At 54.6% G+C, this 16,004-nt stretch carries 13 protein-coding genes; 4 read left to right on the top strand and 9 right to left on the bottom strand.

Annotated elements, in window-relative coordinates; genetic code table 11:
• Positions 1-290 precede the first annotated feature (290 nt).
• On the top strand, positions 291-1,091 hold the full coding sequence (locus QEH53_RS16235; protein ID WP_309024269.1) for a hypothetical protein: 801 nt from the start codon (positions 291-293) through the stop codon (positions 1,089-1,091).
• A gap of 57 nt (positions 1,092-1,148) precedes the next feature.
• On the opposite strand, the gene QEH53_RS16230 is transcribed toward QEH53_RS16235, so the two are convergent.
• The 4 genes from QEH53_RS16230 to QEH53_RS16215 all read right to left on the bottom strand — a co-directional run bounded on the left by QEH53_RS16230 (position 1,149) and on the right by QEH53_RS16215 (position 6,847).
• Complete coding sequence (locus QEH53_RS16230; RefSeq protein ID WP_309024268.1) at positions 1,149-2,576, bottom strand: class II fumarate hydratase; 1,428 nt, start codon at positions 2,574-2,576, stop codon at positions 1,149-1,151.
• A gap of 239 nt (positions 2,577-2,815) precedes the next feature.
• A complete protein-coding gene (locus tag QEH53_RS16225; protein WP_309024267.1) occupies positions 2,816-4,357 on the bottom strand; it encodes a BON domain-containing protein in 1,542 nt (513 codons plus the stop codon).
• A gap of 182 nt (positions 4,358-4,539) precedes the next feature.
• Positions 4,540-5,712, bottom strand: coding sequence for a chromate efflux transporter (gene chrA, locus QEH53_RS16220; protein WP_309024266.1), 1,173 nt, complete (start codon positions 5,710-5,712; stop codon positions 4,540-4,542).
• A gap of 55 nt (positions 5,713-5,767) precedes the next feature.
• A complete protein-coding gene (locus QEH53_RS16215) occupies positions 5,768-6,847 on the bottom strand; it encodes a LacI family DNA-binding transcriptional regulator (protein WP_309024265.1) in 1,080 nt (359 codons plus the stop codon).
• A gap of 258 nt (positions 6,848-7,105) precedes the next feature.
• On the opposite strand from QEH53_RS16215, the gene QEH53_RS16210 reads away from it, so the two are divergent.
• Positions 7,106-7,879 carry an outer membrane beta-barrel protein gene (locus tag QEH53_RS16210; protein WP_309024264.1) on the top strand — a complete coding sequence of 258 codons (774 nt, stop codon included), beginning with the start codon at positions 7,106-7,108 and terminating at the stop codon, positions 7,877-7,879.
• A gap of 102 nt (positions 7,880-7,981) precedes the next feature.
• Here QEH53_RS16210 and QEH53_RS16205 read toward each other — a convergent pair whose 3' ends face one another.
• Positions 7,982-9,007, bottom strand: a complete 1,026-nt coding sequence (locus QEH53_RS16205) for a Gfo/Idh/MocA family oxidoreductase (protein ID WP_309024263.1) — start codon at positions 9,005-9,007, stop codon at positions 7,982-7,984.
• 104 nt (positions 9,008-9,111) lie between these two features.
• Here QEH53_RS16205 and QEH53_RS16200 point away from each other — a divergent pair, with 104 nt between their 5' ends.
• On the top strand, positions 9,112-10,392 hold the full coding sequence (locus QEH53_RS16200; protein WP_309024262.1) for a hypothetical protein: 1,281 nt from the start codon (positions 9,112-9,114) through the stop codon (positions 10,390-10,392).
• Between the two features lie 191 nt (positions 10,393-10,583).
• On the opposite strand, the gene QEH53_RS16195 is transcribed toward QEH53_RS16200, so the two are convergent.
• A complete protein-coding gene (locus tag QEH53_RS16195) occupies positions 10,584-10,979 on the bottom strand; it encodes a hypothetical protein (protein WP_309024261.1) in 396 nt (131 codons plus the stop codon).
• A gap of 26 nt (positions 10,980-11,005) precedes the next feature.
• Entirely contained in the window at positions 11,006-13,405 is a 2,400-nt protein-coding gene (locus QEH53_RS16190; protein ID WP_309024260.1) for a response regulator, read from the bottom strand.
• A gap of 236 nt (positions 13,406-13,641) precedes the next feature.
• On the opposite strand from QEH53_RS16190, the gene QEH53_RS16185 reads away from it, so the two are divergent.
• The gene (locus QEH53_RS16185) at positions 13,642-14,058 is read left to right on the top strand and encodes a hypothetical protein (RefSeq protein WP_309024259.1); all 417 of its coding nucleotides are present in this window, start codon (positions 13,642-13,644) and stop codon (positions 14,056-14,058) included.
• Between the two features lie 76 nt (positions 14,059-14,134).
• Here QEH53_RS16185 and mpaA read toward each other — a convergent pair whose 3' ends face one another.
• Together mpaA and QEH53_RS16175 are read right to left on the bottom strand one after the other, a co-directional pair.
• Positions 14,135-15,670 (bottom strand): murein tripeptide amidase MpaA, encoded by a 1,536-nt coding sequence (mpaA, locus tag QEH53_RS16180; RefSeq protein ID WP_309024258.1) that lies wholly within the window; start codon positions 15,668-15,670, stop codon positions 14,135-14,137.
• A complete protein-coding gene (locus QEH53_RS16175) occupies positions 15,574-15,942 on the bottom strand; it encodes a hypothetical protein (RefSeq protein WP_309024257.1) in 369 nt (122 codons plus the stop codon). Before QEH53_RS16175 ends, mpaA begins: the two co-directional genes overlap by 97 nt.
• Between the last annotated feature and the right edge of the window lie 62 nt (positions 15,943-16,004).

The following is a 16,004-nucleotide window of genomic DNA, read 5'->3' as shown; positions in this document are numbered from 1 at the left end:
TCCGGAACGCTTCCGAGGGAAGCGCCCGATGCTCTCAAGCCTACCCTGTTCGGGTAGGCTTTTTCGTTTGCTCCCTCTCGCGACGCTGAAAAGGCGGTCGCTCCCGTTGTGGATCTTAGGGAACGGGGGAAGGAACGCAGCAGATACAAGTGTTGAGAAGGCTTTCACTCTTTTCGCCCTTATGAGCTGCGATGGGGTTGTCCTGTGTTTTTCACACAGCGGTTGTGGCAGGGCGATGAGCCGGTTCTTTTGGCTTGGTTTTCGTGATTAAAGTGATTTGTGCAGGAATCATGGAATTGTCGCCGACTGTTTTGATTTGGGCACCGATTGGGTTGCTGTTTTTAAGCGCGATCGTCGGGATCGTGATCGAGCGGCATCGCAAAGACGGGTGCTTGAAGGCTTTCGATGGGGACTTTGTGCTCATCAAGATGAAGGACGGGCAGTTCATTTGGGGTGGTTTGCGGGTGTTTCCGACGTGCTTGGAGCTCGTTTACGACACGCCTCAGCCGATGGGCTTGGGGCGGCACAAGGCTAGCTATGTCTTTTATGATAAGAAGATCGCGGAGATCGACAGAATCTATCGTCCGGCTCCGCTTGTGGGTTCGGATGCTCGGAAGAATTGGGAAGACGAAATCGCGGATCTAAGGTGCTGTGGCCTCTTCGATCGGATAGGGCGCTCGCTGCGCAATCTTTACGGGATGCTGAAGGATGCTTTCAGCCAATCGGTAGGCTTGTTGGTGGGCGTCGTGAAGCAACGAAGCGAGGCGATGAAGCAAGTGGGCGGATCGGACAAGCATGCCACGGAGTTAGGGCAGAGTTTACTAAAGGTCTTGCCGCATGCATACGAGCCGGTGTTCGAAGCGTATCGGGGGTCTCTGGTGGTTTTGGAGTCGGTCTCAAAGGGTGAGCTCCACGAAACGGTGGGCGTGCTGGACGACTATACAGTAGGAAATATTCTGATACGTTCTGTAGCGCTTTCGGAAGAGGCTCTACCGCCGGCTTTAGTCGACCGTTCATTTGATCTGTGCGATGTCGTTTTTCCGCGCTCGGTGGCGATCGTGCGCCACCGCGTTGCGGAGGCGGAGTCCTAGGGTTTGTTTGAGTTCGACGTTGTCTCGTCTGAGCGAGAATAGCTTTTGAAAAACGTCCTATTCCAGCTCCCTCTTAGCAGAGTGTGGCAGGGCGAGGCTCTTGGGGTCGAGCGTCTCCTCAAGCTGTTCTGCGTCGAGCAGTTTGAGCTCGCGGGCGGCTTCGTGGATCGAGGTATTGTTTTTGTGGGCTAGCTGGGCAGCTTTTGTTGCGGAGTCGTATCCAACTTTTGGGTTTAGCGCCGTAGCGAGGCCGAGCGCGTTTTTCGCGTAGTTTTGGCAGCGCTCGGTGTTGGCTTGGAGTCCTTCGACGCAGTGCTGGGTAAAGGATTGGCAACCTCTTGCCAATGCCTCGATGGCTTGGTGGAGGCTGGAGGCGAGAAGGGGTAAGGTGGCGTTGAGCTGCAAGTGCCCGTCCTGGCCACAACGAATGGCGGTTTGGCAGTGACCGATGGCGCTGTGGCAGGATTGCACTAGTGATTCGCAGAGCACGGGATTGACCTTCCCTGGCATGATGGAGGAGCCGGGCTGGGTCTCAGGAAGCTGTAGTTCGCCGAGTCCGGCTCGCGGTCCGGTCCCGAGGAGTCGGATGTCGTTGGAGACTTTGCTCAATGCCGTCGCGATGGCGCAAAGGATGCCGGCGAGCTCGACTGCGTCGTCCCGGCTGGATTGGGCTTCGAAGTGATTGATTGCCTCTCGAAAATTGATAGCGGTATCCGTTGATAGGATACGGCATACGAGTGTTCCGAATTGCGGATGGGTATTGAGTCCGGATCCGACTGCCGTTCCGCCGATGGCAAGTTCTCCGAGAAGGTCGATACCGCGATCAGCTCGTTGGATCGATTTTTCTATTTGTCGGGCGAATGCTCCGAACTCTTGGCCGATCGTGATCGGGACGGCATCCATAAGGTGGGTACGCCCTAATTTGATGGTGTCGCTCCAGTTCTCAGATTTTTTGGCTAACTCTTTTCTTAGCTTAGAGAGGGCGGGGCGAAGATCGTTCTTGAGGGCGAGGGCAAGACTTAGGTGAAGGGTCGTAGGGATTACGTCGTTGGAGGATTGCCCTAGATTGGCGTGGTCGTTGGGGTGGATTGGGTCTTTGCTTCCGAGCTTCTTGCCACTGAGCTGAGAGCAGCGGTTGGCGATGACTTCGTTGGCATTCATGTTGGATGAGGTGCCGGAACCGGTTTGAAAAACGCTGACGGGAAAGTGGGAATCGAGTTTCCCAGCGGCGATTTCTTTTGTCACCTGCTGGATGAGCTCGCTATTTTCGAGCGAGATCTTGCCGAGCTCTGCATTGGCTGCAGCACAGGCTTTTTTGACGAGGCCTAGGCTGTGGATGAATGACCTAGGCAGCGGGGTGGACGATTCCGGAAAGGTGTTGAGGGCACGTTGGGTGGACGCTCCCCAGAGGGATTCGCTGGGGACTTCGACGGGGCCGAGCGAGTCGGTGTCGGTTCGGGTGGGGCTTTCATGGCTGACTGTCATAGGTTTCGGTATTGTATCAAAGATTGGTTGGTTATCAAATGAGCGTTTTGTGTTTCTTATTCAGTGAGAGCTCAGCGAGTAAGGACTGATGGACTGAATCGTCCGGAGGATGAGGCTCCGCTAAGCGTAAGATCGGACGGCATTTTCGCGATACATTAATCGCCCCAGCGCGGTTGCGCAGGGGCGAGTTTAATGGGTACTGTTAGAAGTAGAAGTAGGTCACTGACAGTTTTCTGTAGTTATCCGCTAACTACGATTTGGTTTATGACGGATCGAGCTCCGCCCTCGATAGCGTTCTCGGTGGCGGCGTCTTTCTCCTTTTGTGTTTCTACTTCGCCTACGAGGGTAGCAACTCCGTCATTCACGGCGATCGTGACATCTTCGAGCGACACGTAGGGACTCCAGTAGATTTCATCAGCGATTTCCTTAGCAGTTCGCTTGTCATCTGTGGAGCTCGCGAAGATGTCCGTTCTCGGAGTGCTGGTCTGATCGTAGTAGCTCCATGGCGTGGGCGCATATCCCCAAAGGTATGGATCGTAAACTACGACAGAGTCCTGATCCATGACTTTGACGTAGTTCTTGATTTCTTTCGTGCCGCGGGCGGACTGGGCGAGCGTTTCCGCTCGGGCCTTCTCGAAAATGGTATCGACGATGCCTGTGAGACGCACGACGCCGTTCTTCGCTGTCGCTTCCACGCTTCCGGTGGAGACCCATGGGTCCCGGTCAAGCTTTGCGTCAACGACTTTGGCGAGGATTTCGCTATCGACGGGATCGCTGGAGCGGATCTTGATCATGTTGTTCACTCCCGTCACACCCAGAGTGTTCCGGGCTATGGATTCCGCTGCTTCCTTGGAGAGGACATTATCCACGGCGCCGCGAAGGGTGACCCAAGCGTCGTTGACCATCGGATTCACTTTTGCACTGATGACACGCGGGTCGTAGGCCATGGCGTGGTCGATTGCTTCCGCTATGTCGGAGTCGCTATTATTGACAGACTTCCTTTCGCGAAGATCGCTGTCTTTGAACCAGCTCTCGACGCGAAGCTCGCTTGTATCAACTTGGTCGATACCGCCTACCCAGGCAATTGATTTAGCTTGTCGTTTCTCCGCGCTGCTCCCGACCACGCCGCTCAGGTGAGCTACTTCGTCGATGACGGATACATCTATGAGCGCTTCGTCCACGAGAGTGTTCCAGGCTAGCATGCTTTCGATCTCACGTTCCACTTCAGCATCGGGCCGTTCGAGCTTGTAGGCAATTACGATGTTATTTTCTACACTGGTGACGCCTTTTACTCCCAGAGCTACTTGTTCTGCGAGTTGGCTTTCGTGCCATGAGTCAACGTTCCCTGTCAGCTCAACTGATCCGTCTTTCTCAGCCGTGACAAGGATTTCGTAGGCATCGGCGACGGGGTCGTACAACAGTGCGTCTTTTACAGAGGACTCGATTCGCTCGGGCGTGAGGGCCGCGTCTCTTATGACGTTGATCCGATTTGTGACTGCTCTGACGCCGCGGACGGTCTCGGCTAGTAGCGTGGCTCTTTGCTTGGCCAAGGCGCTTTCGGTTTCGCCCTCTAAGCTTACGACACCTCCGACAGTGAAGACGTCGATGTCATTGTAAGGCACGGCGTCGTCAAAAAGGATTTCCTCTTCGACGGCACGTGTTATTTCGGTGTCGGGTAGGGGTTCTTGCTCTCCGCTCGCTGCGTGGAGCTGGGAGGCAATGAAAGTAGCGATGGCGGCAGAGAGCCATCGCAGTGAAGCTGCGGTTCTCATGCACTTCATGGCGTTTCGGGGGTTAAGTGTTTCTGGTCGGTGCTGGCCTCCACCTTGGGGAGCTTCATCGCCAGCGAGCCCGTTTGAACCCGCAAATAGCGCGCCAGCCTTGAAACGGGTGCCTACGTTCCGCAATCGATTGCACCTTGCAGGGGGCAGGTTGCGCTTTGTTCGGTCCGAGGATTGGATCGCTACAGGAGAATCTGGCCTAGCCCGGCGCCTAGGGCAGCGATGAGCCAAGGCGGAATTTTCCAGAATTTGAGCAAGAAGAAGGCTGTGAGAGCGAAGCCGAAGCTGAGGTTGCTCGTGATGGAGCTTTGCCAGATGGGATCGTAGAGGGCAGCGAACAGTAGGCCGACTACGGCTGCGTTTGCTCCAAGTAAGGCAGCTCGGGCAGCATTGATTTTTCGAAGCCGATCCCAGAACGGAATTGCCCCTAGTACGAGCAGCCAGGCAGGCAGGTAGATCATGACGAGAGCGTAGACACCTCCGGAGACGCCGCGCGGCCCGTGGTCTATACCGGTGCCTAGAAAGCTTGAAAACGCGAAGAGGGGGCCAGGTAAGGCTTGCGCAGCTCCGTATCCAGCGAGAAATGACGATTCGTCGATCCAGCCGCACTGCACGGTGTAGCTGTCGAGCAAGGGCAATACCACGTGACCGCCGCCAAACACGAGGGATCCGGCGCGGTAAAAGGCGTCCCCGGTTTCGATGGTTTCGTTTTCGGGAAGCAGTTGTGCGGCGATCGGAAGTCCGGCGAGGAGCAGGAAGAAGAGAGCGAGGTAGACGCTGCCAGCGATCTGGCTGCCGCTTTGGCTGGTTGGCCTCACCGCGCTGGTATGGTCTTGCCCTCGGTAGAGAAGGAATCCAGCGGCGCCGCCGAGAAGGATTCCGACCAGTTGGGCAAGCGGGTCGGAGGTGAGGAGAAGTCCGAGCGTTTCTAGAGCCGCGATGGTTGCCCGTAATCGATCGGGGCAAAGGGACTTGGCCATGCTCCAAGCCGCGTTGGCGACCACGGCGACAGCTACCAGTTTAAGTCCGGCGACCCAACCCGCTTGCGACAGGTCGCCCGCGTATTCTAGCCCAAGGGCGAAAGCGATCATGAGAACAGCGGAAGGCAGCGTAAAACCGATCCATGCGAGGAACGCTCCCAGAATCCCGCCGCGATCCAAGCCGATGGCGAATCCGGCCTGTGAACTGGAAGGGCCCGGCAGGAATTGGCAAAGCGCGACTGTATCCGCGAAGTCGGCCTCGCTCAACCACTTGCGTCTTTTGACGAACTCCTCATGGAAATAGCCCATGTGCGCGGTCGGCCCGCCGAATGCGTAGCATCCCAGTCGGAGGAAGGTTAGAAATATTTCTCTCATCGGATCTAGAGGCATTTTCCAACCAGACGTACCTCTGTCGCGAAGTCTGATCTGCCTATCTAGTTATGGTTTTGGAAACGTTTGATAACTCTACTTTGGGTAGAGACTCGCCTTCGATCCAAGTTCCTTCGACTTTTGTGACAGTTGGGTAATCGGGTAGGCCGATTTGGTTTTGCTGCAATTGGCCTGCCAAGATTTCGACTGCAAGTTCTCCAACGCGTGTGCAATTATTGAATACGCCCGCGTGGTCTCCGTCTTTGGTTTCGGGGCAGATGTCGATATAAGCGAAGTCGTCTGGAGTTTGGATTTGCAACATCTCGAATGCTGGCCTCACGAATTCGGAATAGCTGATGATCACTTCAGGCTGGTGCTTGAGGCGCCATTGTTCGAACTCTGTGACCGGTACGCCTGAATTGGCGCCTGGAGCGGTATGGAAGAACTTGAGCGGAATGCGATCCTCCTCAGGAATTTGTAGTTGGCTTGCGAGGAAACCGGCAGACCAAGCGTGGTTGACATAGGAGTCGTACCAATGCGGAAGGACGAAGCCAATTCGCTTGTAACCCGCGTTAAGTGCTTTGCAGAAGGCGAGTTGTACGATGGCTCGCTGGTCGTTGGAAATAGTATGTACGTGAAGTTGGGTGGGGACGAAGTCGATTTTGACGGAGCTGAATCGGGACCAGTCGAGATTAGGTTCTTCGTCGGAGCCCGGCATGTGGGAGGCTATGATCAGCCCACGGATGCCGCGGTTGAGCAAAATTTCGTTCGTACGCTCGTGGCTGACGCCCGGCTGGCCTAGCCAAAAGTGATCGATCTTGTAGCCGAGTTCTGTCGCTCGGTTAGTCGCTCCCTCGTAGAAGCTCAGGTGGGTGCGGGTTGATTTCCAACCCCATTCCGTATCCCAGTTTGTTACGTAGGCGAGTGGGGCGGCCTGTTGCTTGGGTGAGGCATTGCGGCGATAGGCGACAAGCGCTCCGAGCGCAGGGTCGGGTTGGTAGCCCATCTCCTTTGCGAGCGCTTGGATTTTCTTAGTAGTAGCCTCTGGCAAACGCGGATGATTCCGGAGAGCCATGGAGATGGTAGTGGGGTGGTAGCCAGCACGCTTGGCTATGTCTGCTAGGGTTATACGTCTGTTCATTGGCGTTACGGGGGAGAGGATGAACGTGGAGTCTAACGTTAGAATTGCAAGAAAAGTCTAATGTTAGATTCTGTTGGAAACCCCACTGATTAGGCTTTCCAAGCCTCCTCAGAACCTTCCGAGATTCGATCGGCTCACAATCGAACTCAAGATGAATTCAATAAATCGGTTAAATCGTATTCAAAGATAGTTCATGAAAGGTATGTTCCATTGATTGAAGCGGCCTTAGAAAATTATAACCTAAAAATATTGTTCGAAATGAATTCAAGAAAGTTTACTGTCCTCTCAACTGCTGTGCTGCTAATGCTGACCCCTAATTTAAAAGCTGAAGGGGAGTGGTCGTTCTCGATAAAAGGGGGAGTAGCGAATGCCGTGAGTGGAGACGTACATCGCGGACCTGATTTCGATGGGTCGATACTTCTCGCTCTCGACCCCGGCAGCTTGCCAGTCGAGGTCGACGCCAAGAGCTTCGACGACGTCTACGGCGGGTTCATGGAGCTAGGCTTCGAGGCAGCCTACCGACGGAACGAAAATCTGTCGTTTTTTATGGGGTTGAGCCAGCTGCAGTCTGACGAAGGAATCCTGCGGGTTGGCACTGTGGGCGATGATCTCCCGCTGAACGGTCGTTTCAGCGACTACGACGACATCGGTATCTACGGCGGCGTCCGCTACCACTTCTCTTCCGAAAGCAATTGGCAGCCGTTTGTCTCCGCTCAACTTGGTATCAAGGACGTAGACGAGATAACCGCTTCGTTTTCGGTCCCTGGAGTCACGTTCGTGGACCCGTACCAAGAAGCCCTGACCAACGCTCCCTTCTACGATGGGGGCACGGTCTTCAGCTACGGTGTCGGTGTGGGCCTCGAGTACCGAATCTCGGACAGCGGCACGCTCAGTCTAGAGACTGGGTACTACTCTCAGGAGGCCATGGACGATGATGACAGCGTTCTCGATGTGCTGGCTCTAGGCGCGCTCAACGACGAAGGCGATCTAGATTACCTGCCAATCACCCTCCGGTACACCTTCAATTTCTAGCGAAAGCATAGGTCCGGATAGGATTTATTATTTTCACTGGGTATGTTCAAAAAATGACCGCTGCCCGCGGGTATGGGGCAGCGGCTTCCAGTATCCAAATTTCTAGTGGCTCTCGATTTTTAAGCGTGGATCGACTTCGTGTGGGGCTATCGCTTTGCCACCTTCAAGGTGCGAGGCGAATATCGCGAGAGCGATTCGGAGGGCCTCGATTGCATTTGGAACCGAGTACAAGGGGACTTCTCCTGTCCGCATCGAGTGCGTAAGCTCCGCCAGCATCCCGCGAGAATAGTAGCTCCCCCATTCGTAGCTGGGTTGTTCGAAGAGTTCCCTAAAGCCGGTGTACAGTTTGCTTGCATCGGGCAAGTAGACTTTCTCTATATCGTTTCCAACAAGGATACGTGCCTTTTCAAAGATAAGGTCGAATTGGAAAATGTAGTATTTCTTTCGATACGCTGAAACGAAGCCTACGGTACCGCTCGAAAATTGGATGGTAGCCTGTCCGCCTTGGTCCCTTATTTCGTTTGAGCTGTCGCAGCCGTGCTCAAGCTTGCCGCTGACTGAAAGAGCTTCGCCGCACCAGTAGCGGAGGATGTCGAAAGCGTGTGTACCTGTATGAATGAGCTGATGGGTCATATGACAGGTTACGGATTCCAGCCTCCCGTAGGTCTGGTTTTCGATGAGCTCCTTGATTTTTCGAAAATGGGCTCTTGCCCGTCGTGGATAGTCAACTACAGCTGTCGCCTTATGGTTCTCTAGGGCTGCCTGGATGGCCTCTCCTTCCGCGATGGAGCAGCCCAAGGCTTTTTCCAACCAGAGTCCTTTTATCCCGCACTCGAGCGCGGCGAGCGCCATCTCCTTCCTCTGCGGGGCGTAGGCGCAGATGCTTGCGATGTCTATTCGCTCTTTCTGAAGAAGGTCTCGGTAGTCTAGGTAAAGGTGTTCCTTAGAGATGTTCCAATCCTCTCCGAACAGCGTTAGAGCTTCGTCATCCGTATCCGCGCCAGAGACCAATCGCACCTCTTCGGAGGCGTCGTAGGTTCCAGCATGCGTGCAGCCGGCGGGTCTCAAGGGGTCTTTTTCGAGGGTGGAAGCGATGCGGCCGGTGCCAATGATACAAGAGCGAAGCATAAGATTTGGAAGTGCCGGGTTGATTTTTCGGTGTTAGCTATTCAGAGAATGGAGACCCTCCTTTATTGTAACCCATCTAACTCTAATGTGAATACCTCTAGCAAATGAATCCTCATACCTTAAAGAAACTCTCCGCAGCAGCAGCTCTGCTCGGATCTACTTCAATCGCTTTTGCAGGAGGCTCCTTTCAGGAGGCGTCCGATTATCTTGATCTCGATGGCGATTTCATCGGCTTTATGGACTTCGACGGCGACGGGCAAGCCATAGGCGAGAAGCTGAACGTCATCTATCAAGACATGGCTCAGGTCGTACCGGACATGCCGCCCATACCGCTCGATTTTCCCGCCCTGTTCGAAACGATGGGCTTCGGCTCGATTCGTTCGATGGGGGTAAGCTCTTCCGAGATTGAGGAAGGTCTTTACAGAAACCGCTCCGTAACACTCTTGGAAGGGGACCCAGAGGGCTTGTTCAAGCTCTATGGACTTGAATCAATCCCGTTCAGGGCGGCGCAGATTGCCCCTGCCGATGCGACTTCAGCTTTTTCGGGCAAAATCGATTTTAACCAACTTGTTAGCACAGCAAGGGCCTTGGCCGCTCAGGTCATGGGACCGATGGGTGAAGGCATGGTCGATCAAGGGTTGATGCAGCCGATTCCAGGAACGGATGTTACAGCTCAAGAGGCCGTCGCCGCTCTATCGGGAGGCATGGACGTGGTGATGAGTCAGAGCCTGGAGAACCCGGATAAGCCTGAGTTTAAGGTTTGGGCATCCTTAAAAGGCGCTGGCAGCTTGTTACCTCGCCTCGAGCCACTGTTCTCGCAAATGGGAATCCAGTTTGTGGATACGGCTGCAGGCCGCTTTGCAGACCTCTCGATGCTGATGGAAGGAGCCCCGATAGGATTGTTTATAGAATCGCCGGCAGGCTCGGAAGACCTGATCCTCTACACGGACAAGGAGTGGGTTAGCACTTTTGGTGTGGCGAGTGGGCGCCTTGTCGATACGGAAGGCTTCAAAAATGTAGCGGGGAGGCTCCCCCAGGATGCGGCTTTCTACGCCTACAGCAGCGGTTTTGACACTCAGCAGCTCGAAGCGATTTTGTCACGGAATCCGGATACGGCTGTGATGGCTCCGGCTATCGTCAAGGCGATCGATTCCTTGTTTGGTGGTTTTGTAGCTCCAAGCGCCTCTGCCACTTTTCGTGATGGCGATGCCTTAGTCACCGAAGGGTATGGAGGATTTTCCTACAAAAGTATAATCGTGGCTTTACCTGCCGGCATCGGAGCTGGCATCGGAGCCGGTATCGTCGCTGAGCAAGCCAAGAACGCGAGCTCTTGGAGCGGCGAGGATACCGAGGAGTACCAGGATGACGGCTCACTCGAAGAGTGAACCGCTAGGTTAAGCCTCTTAAAGTAGGATTTTCGAAGCGTTCCGGTCTAAGTGCTGGAGCGCTTTTTCATGTCTCTTCCTTTTCTGAAGGAGATAGGAAGGTGCGAGAAATCGGACGAATCGAAGAAGCCGAATTTGTAATCGGATTTTGGTTACACCTTGCTTGGGAAGAAGAGAAAGGTGGCCATCTTTCAATGGCGCTTATCGGCGCATTCTTCGCTTTCGGTGAGGTAAGCTAGGGCTTCCTCGCGGGTTTCGAAATGCACAACCGGCCAAGTCGGTTTTGAACCTGTATTCGAGTAGGCTACTTCCACTTCTTTGAGAATTTTCGTCGTCCCTTGAAAGGCGACGGTAATGTGAGGATTGCTGCGAGCGGCGGCTTGGTCCATGTACGCTATGAGGCGAATGCTATTTTCTTTGAAGGCGACTGACTCTGCCTCATCGAAAGAAACAAGTTCCCAGCGAAGGTCATCGAATCGCTCGTCACCGTAGACTTCTTTATTGCTTTCAACGATGTCCGCGCAGGTGACCTTTCCGAAGTATTCGAAAAGGACGTAGCTTGATTTCCAATTGATTCTGTAAGGCATCGACAGGTACTCTGTACTTGAGAAGCCTAGTTGCTTCTTTGAGTTTTGGCCTGTTGATAGGCCTTCTCGAGGGCCGTGCCAATCTTTTCTGGGCGTATCGGTTTACTTACGTAATCGTGCATGCCGGCTGCGATCGCTCTTTCACGGTCGCCCTGCATAGCATTTGCTGTAAGCGCGATGACATACGGACACCGCTCGACCGGGAAGCGTTTGGCAATCTCGCGGGTAGCTTCGTATCCATCCATGTTGGGCATTTGTACGTCCATAAGTATGACATCGTAGTTGTTGCTCTCGAGTTTTTCGAGGACTTCAAGTCCGTCATTCGCGATGTCTATTTGATAGGAGAGTTGCTTGAGGACAAGCCTGGCGACCTTCTGGTTGATCTTGTTGTCCTCGGCCATGAGGATGCGCAGCGGGTGAGTCTTGCCGAGTTTGCAAGCTGAGTTTTCTCGTGCGTCCTTTCTCGCCTTTTTTGTTTTTCCGTTCGTTTGTAGCGACTTTCCAATTACGTCGATCAGGTTGCTTGGTTTGATGGGCTTTGAGATCGAGTACTTGGAGTCCTGATCGGTGCTCTTGCCATATGGCGTTATTTTGATCAGGCTCGGGTTTTGGTTTTTCGAGCTAACGGAATTGAGCAGGTTATCTCGTTCGACCTTTGGGTAGCGTTGGTCAACGAGTATCAATTGGAAGTCTTGGGCTTCCGCAAGCAAGAGTGCTTTATCGATGGAACCGCAGCTATGGATAGTGGCTTCCCATTTTCTGAGCTGTCTCGCGAGTGACTCCCGGATGACCTCGTTGGGAGCCACCAGCAGAAGGGACTTTTGGGAGATAAGGGAGCATCCCCTGTTGTCGATCTCTGGCGAGTAGACTACGGGAGAGGTTCTCTCTGCCCGAATTGAGAAGATAAATGAGGAGCCTTTTCCTTTCTCGCTCCGCACGCTCATTTCCCCACCCATTAGCTCGGTTAGTTTCTTGGATATGGCGAGTCCGAGTCCTGTGCCGCCGTATTTGCGGGTGGTTGAAGAGTCAACTTGGCTGAAGGACTTGAATAGGCGGTCCTGCTTTTCTTTGGGAATACCGATACCGGAGTCTCGCACCTCGAATTCGAGTATGCAGTCAAGGTCCGTGGTCTCTTTAGCTCTCAGCAGGACTTCGACTTGGCCCATCTCGGTGAACTTGATGGCGTTGCCTACGAGGTTGACGAGAATCTGGCGCAGACGGGTGACGTCTCCTAGGATGCCGAATGGAATCTCGCCTTGCACTTCGTAGCAAAGTTCGAGCCCTTTGCTGGAGGCTTTCTCCGCAAGTAGTTCGAGCGATTCTTCGACGCAGCAACGCGGGTCGACGGGTCGATTTTCTAGCTCCATCTTGTCGGATTCGATCTTAGAGAAATCGAGTATGTCGTTGATGAGGACGAGCAGGGAGTCGCCGCTCGCGCGAATGGTCTGGAGGTAGTCGCGTTGGTCGTCGTCGATTTCTGTATCGAGGAGCACTCCGGTGAGACCGATGACCGCGTTCATGGGAGTGCGGATCTCGTGACTCATGGAAGCGAGGAAAGCGCTCTTCGCCTGATTGGCGAGTTCGGCCTCGAGGGCAGCCTGGTTTGCTTTGGCGATAGCCTCGTCGAGCTGCTGGTAAAGGTGTTCGGTCTCTTGCTTGATTTGCAGGAGGTCGGCTTGGTTGGAGGTGTTCTCCTGATGCTCGCGAGAGCAGACGAGGATACTTCCTAGGGAAGAGGCGGTTAGTGAGATATCGCGACCGGCGAAGCTGCCGCTCCAGCTGTCCGTGAAGGTCATCGATGGAATGATCTCGCTTATCCAGCGTTTCGACTGGTCCTCATCCAGCAGGTCCAGCCAGGGCGTTCCGACCAGGGACGGCATGGAAGAAGTGGAGTGGGCGACGGCGAAAGCGGGATTGAGAAACTCCAGAATACCCTCTTGGGAAATAGAAGCGAGGCCCTCGGACGCGTTTTCTACGAGGGCGATGCAATGCTCTGCCATTGAGTCAGCTCCCGGTTGACTGACAGTACTCGATTTTTCGGCCGGAAGATTGCGAATGAGCCCGATGCTGCCTTGCCCGCTTGGGCGGACGACCATGAATCCTGGGATAGAGTGTCCGTTGTGAGTGGGCATCCAGACTACGCCAGAAGCGCCGGTGCTGGGCAGCTGGTCTCCGGGTACTCGCTCCTCCAACCAATTAAGAGGGTTAATTTTCTCAGTTTCGGTTCGGTCCTTCAGGGAAGGGTTCGCGTGAGCTACTCTTCCATCCTCTCCGGTGACGAATGCGAACTCCGAGAGGGCGTCTAAGCTGTGGGCCAACAACTCCGAACCGAGCATGCCGTGCAGCCTCAAGAGAGCGTCAAGCTGTTCGTTCAGACTAGCTGCTGTCGTGGGGGGAAACGATAGAGAATAGTCCTTGACGGTCATTGTTTTCGAAATGGGGTGGCTTGCGTTTTCGTCTTAGGTATCGGCGTTCAGTGGCTTCGATTAAACCAGAGACTCGAAGCAAGTATGCTTAACCAGCGATATCTTCGGTATTGTCTTCGCGGCGAGGGGGTGATTCCCCTTCCTTTTTTTCGTCCGATTCGAGGTGTGATTGGATATGACAGCTTTGTAATTGGGGTAGCGGTTTGCATGTAATTTTAGTGGGTTAAATTGGGTGGATGAAAACCAAACTCGCTCTCGCTGCTCTTGTTCTCTCAAGTTTCCTCGCGACCTCGCCTGCAGTCGCTCGCTCCCATCCTAGTACGGAAAAGTCGTTCGAGGGTTTCCTTGCCCGAATGGATTTGAACCAAGATCACTTGGTCAATGAAGCCGAATTGAAAGTGGCCTTGCAGGCGCTCGAAGACCGGCTTTGGGAACGGGTTTCGAGAGTCGAGGAAGGCGATGCAGCGGAGGCGATGGTCCTCCGAGCTCGCCTAGAATCGAATGGGGAGGACCCGATGTTAGGAACGCCCGATCTGGCAGCGACGTTCATTATGGCTAATTTTGACGCCGATGGTAACTGGGAACTAGACCTTGAGGAACTTGGCCAAGCCTTTTCGACGCTTCGAAAGTGGCGTAGCGAAGGCCAGAGCTAAAGATCCTCGTATTTGATTTAGATTGATAGAACAGCCCTCCGCGATCGTCTCGATTCGGAGGGCTCAATCGATTATGTCAAATTTTGGATACTAGTTTTGGTTTGCAGGCATCGAGGCCGTAGCGGAGAAGTTCTACCAAGTTGTCGAGATGCTTGTCATGCAGGGCGGATACGGAAAGCGGAGGCAACTCGTAGGTGATTACGTGCCAACCTTTTTCCTTGGCCCAGCTGCCGAAGGAGCCTGGCGTCTGGTAGCCGATGTTTCCGACGAGTGGCAGTCCAGTTCGTTTGGAAAGCCAGTATCCGAGCGGATTGTATTCTGGGTCCTCTACGCACGCTAGCGGCGCGTGCAAGGAGATGATCGTTTTGGGAGCTAGCGATTCGACGAGAAGGGTGAGGGCCTGGGTCTCGGGCTCGGAGGCTGGATGCGATCCGGTTGAGTGAAAGACATAGCCATGGTTGGGTGCCCATTTTGTGGTTACCGGTTCGGCTTGCCAGTTGCTCGCGGGAAAATTGCGGTTGAGCTCGACGCCGTTGGCGTTGACGCGTGTCCCGAGGAGCGTGCCATCGGGATTTGCGCAGAGCACTGTCGCGCAGCGAGGCGAGGCTTGATCCAACGATCGCAGTGCTTTGGAAAGCAGGGTGGTTGTTTCGGGTTCCTCACCGTGGATGGCGGCGAAGATGAGCAGGTCGCATCGGCCTGAGCTGGGTAGGTGGACTTCGAGAGGGATGCCATTGACGGAGGAGCCGTAGATAGAATGGGCGGTTGGCGTGCGGGAGCGCTCAGCGATCGGCTTGGAAGCTGGAGGAAGCTCGGCCCAGTAGTCTTGGCGCGGCGTCACTCGGAGGCCTAGGATTTCGCCGCTGGGGTTGAAGCAAAGCTGTCCGGAGTTTTCAACTACGCCTTGCATGGGATCGTTTCGGGTGAGTAGGGCCCCGTCGAGGTCAAGCCAATCCGCGTGGGATGACAATTGTAAAGCAGCGGCGATCCCGAGGCTGGTTTCGATCATGCAACCGAATTGAACCTTCAATCCGAGGTTTTTGACGGAGGCCGTGAGTCGGCGGGCTGGAGCGATGCCGCCAGACTTCGATAGTTTGACGTTGATGCCATGGAAACCTTGCGAACAGTCGTCGAGATCTGCGAGTCGCGAGCAGGACTCGTCAGCGACGAGCTGCAGGGGGCTGTGTTGCTTGAGCCAGACCGTGTCTTCGAGGGAAGTGGCTCGTGGCATGGGTTGTTCGACGAATTCAATGGGTCCGTAGGTAGCGATTGTATTGATGGCGTCGAGGGCTTGCTCGCGCGTGGTCCAGGTTTCGTTTCCGTCGATGCGGAGCGGCTTGTCGGGGCTGAACTCTCGAAGGGCTTGTATTGAGGCTTCGAAGGAGCGGGCGTCGACCTTGAGTTTCAGCGCAGGGAAGCGGAGAGCGTCCGCGGTTCGCCGTTTAACTTCGTCAGGACTGCCGAGACCAATGCTGAAACAGGTTGCGACGGGGTTGCCGAGCGTTGGGCGAAGGCCTAGGAATGCGACGAGGTCTTGGCCGGCAGCTTTTGCTGCCCCGTCGTGTAGGGCGAGATCGATGCTAGCCTTGGCAGCGTTGTTTCCGGGAGACAAGCGTGCAAGTATTCCAAGCTGTTTTCTAGTTTGTGGAAGCTGAGGCGGGTCCAATCGAACTCGCGGAGGAAGCGTAGAGTGCTGAGAGCTGTTTCGCCGTAGGTTGAGACGGGAGCGGCTTCGCCGAGTCCAGAGTTTCCCAGAGAGTCTGAGAGTTTGAGGAGGATGCAGGTCCGCTCGGAAATACCGCGTTGGTTTTGGCCGAGTCTGCTGGCGATGGACCAGGGCTGTTTCAGCTCGAGGGAGTAGACATGGATCTGGCAGGTCAGCATTGACTGTGGCAGGAGCAAGTTTCTCGCCAAATCAGTGGACCTTGGCCTGGGAGTTGCATGGA

It is taken from the genome of Pelagicoccus sp. SDUM812002, assembly GCF_031127835.1.
Classification (GTDB): domain Bacteria; phylum Verrucomicrobiota; class Verrucomicrobiia; order Opitutales; family Opitutaceae; genus Pelagicoccus.
This window is presented reverse-complemented; position numbering and strand designations above follow the sequence as displayed.

Coding starts and splice junctions, on each gene's coding strand:
- QEH53_RS16235 (WP_309024269.1), top strand. CDS start 291: ATGGAATTGTCGCCGACTGTTTTGATTTGGGCACCGATTGGGTTGCTG.
- QEH53_RS16230 (WP_309024268.1), bottom strand. CDS start 2,576: ATGACAGTCAGCCATGAAAGCCCCACCCGAACCGACACCGACTCGCTC.
- QEH53_RS16225 (WP_309024267.1), bottom strand. CDS start 4,357: ATGAAGTGCATGAGAACCGCAGCTTCACTGCGATGGCTCTCTGCCGCC.
- chrA (WP_309024266.1), bottom strand. CDS start 5,712: ATGAGAGAAATATTTCTAACCTTCCTCCGACTGGGATGCTACGCATTC.
- QEH53_RS16215 (WP_309024265.1), bottom strand. CDS start 6,847: ATGAACAGACGTATAACCCTAGCAGACATAGCCAAGCGTGCTGGCTAC.
- QEH53_RS16210 (WP_309024264.1), top strand. CDS start 7,106: ATGAATTCAAGAAAGTTTACTGTCCTCTCAACTGCTGTGCTGCTAATG.
- QEH53_RS16205 (WP_309024263.1), bottom strand. CDS start 9,007: ATGCTTCGCTCTTGTATCATTGGCACCGGCCGCATCGCTTCCACCCTC.
- QEH53_RS16200 (WP_309024262.1), top strand. CDS start 9,112: ATGAATCCTCATACCTTAAAGAAACTCTCCGCAGCAGCAGCTCTGCTC.
- QEH53_RS16195 (WP_309024261.1), bottom strand. CDS start 10,979: ATGCCTTACAGAATCAATTGGAAATCAAGCTACGTCCTTTTCGAATAC.
- QEH53_RS16190 (WP_309024260.1), bottom strand. CDS start 13,405: ATGACCGTCAAGGACTATTCTCTATCGTTTCCCCCCACGACAGCAGCT.
- QEH53_RS16185 (WP_309024259.1), top strand. CDS start 13,642: ATGAAAACCAAACTCGCTCTCGCTGCTCTTGTTCTCTCAAGTTTCCTC.
- QEH53_RS16175 (WP_309024257.1), bottom strand. CDS start 15,942: ATGCTGACCTGCCAGATCCATGTCTACTCCCTCGAGCTGAAACAGCCC.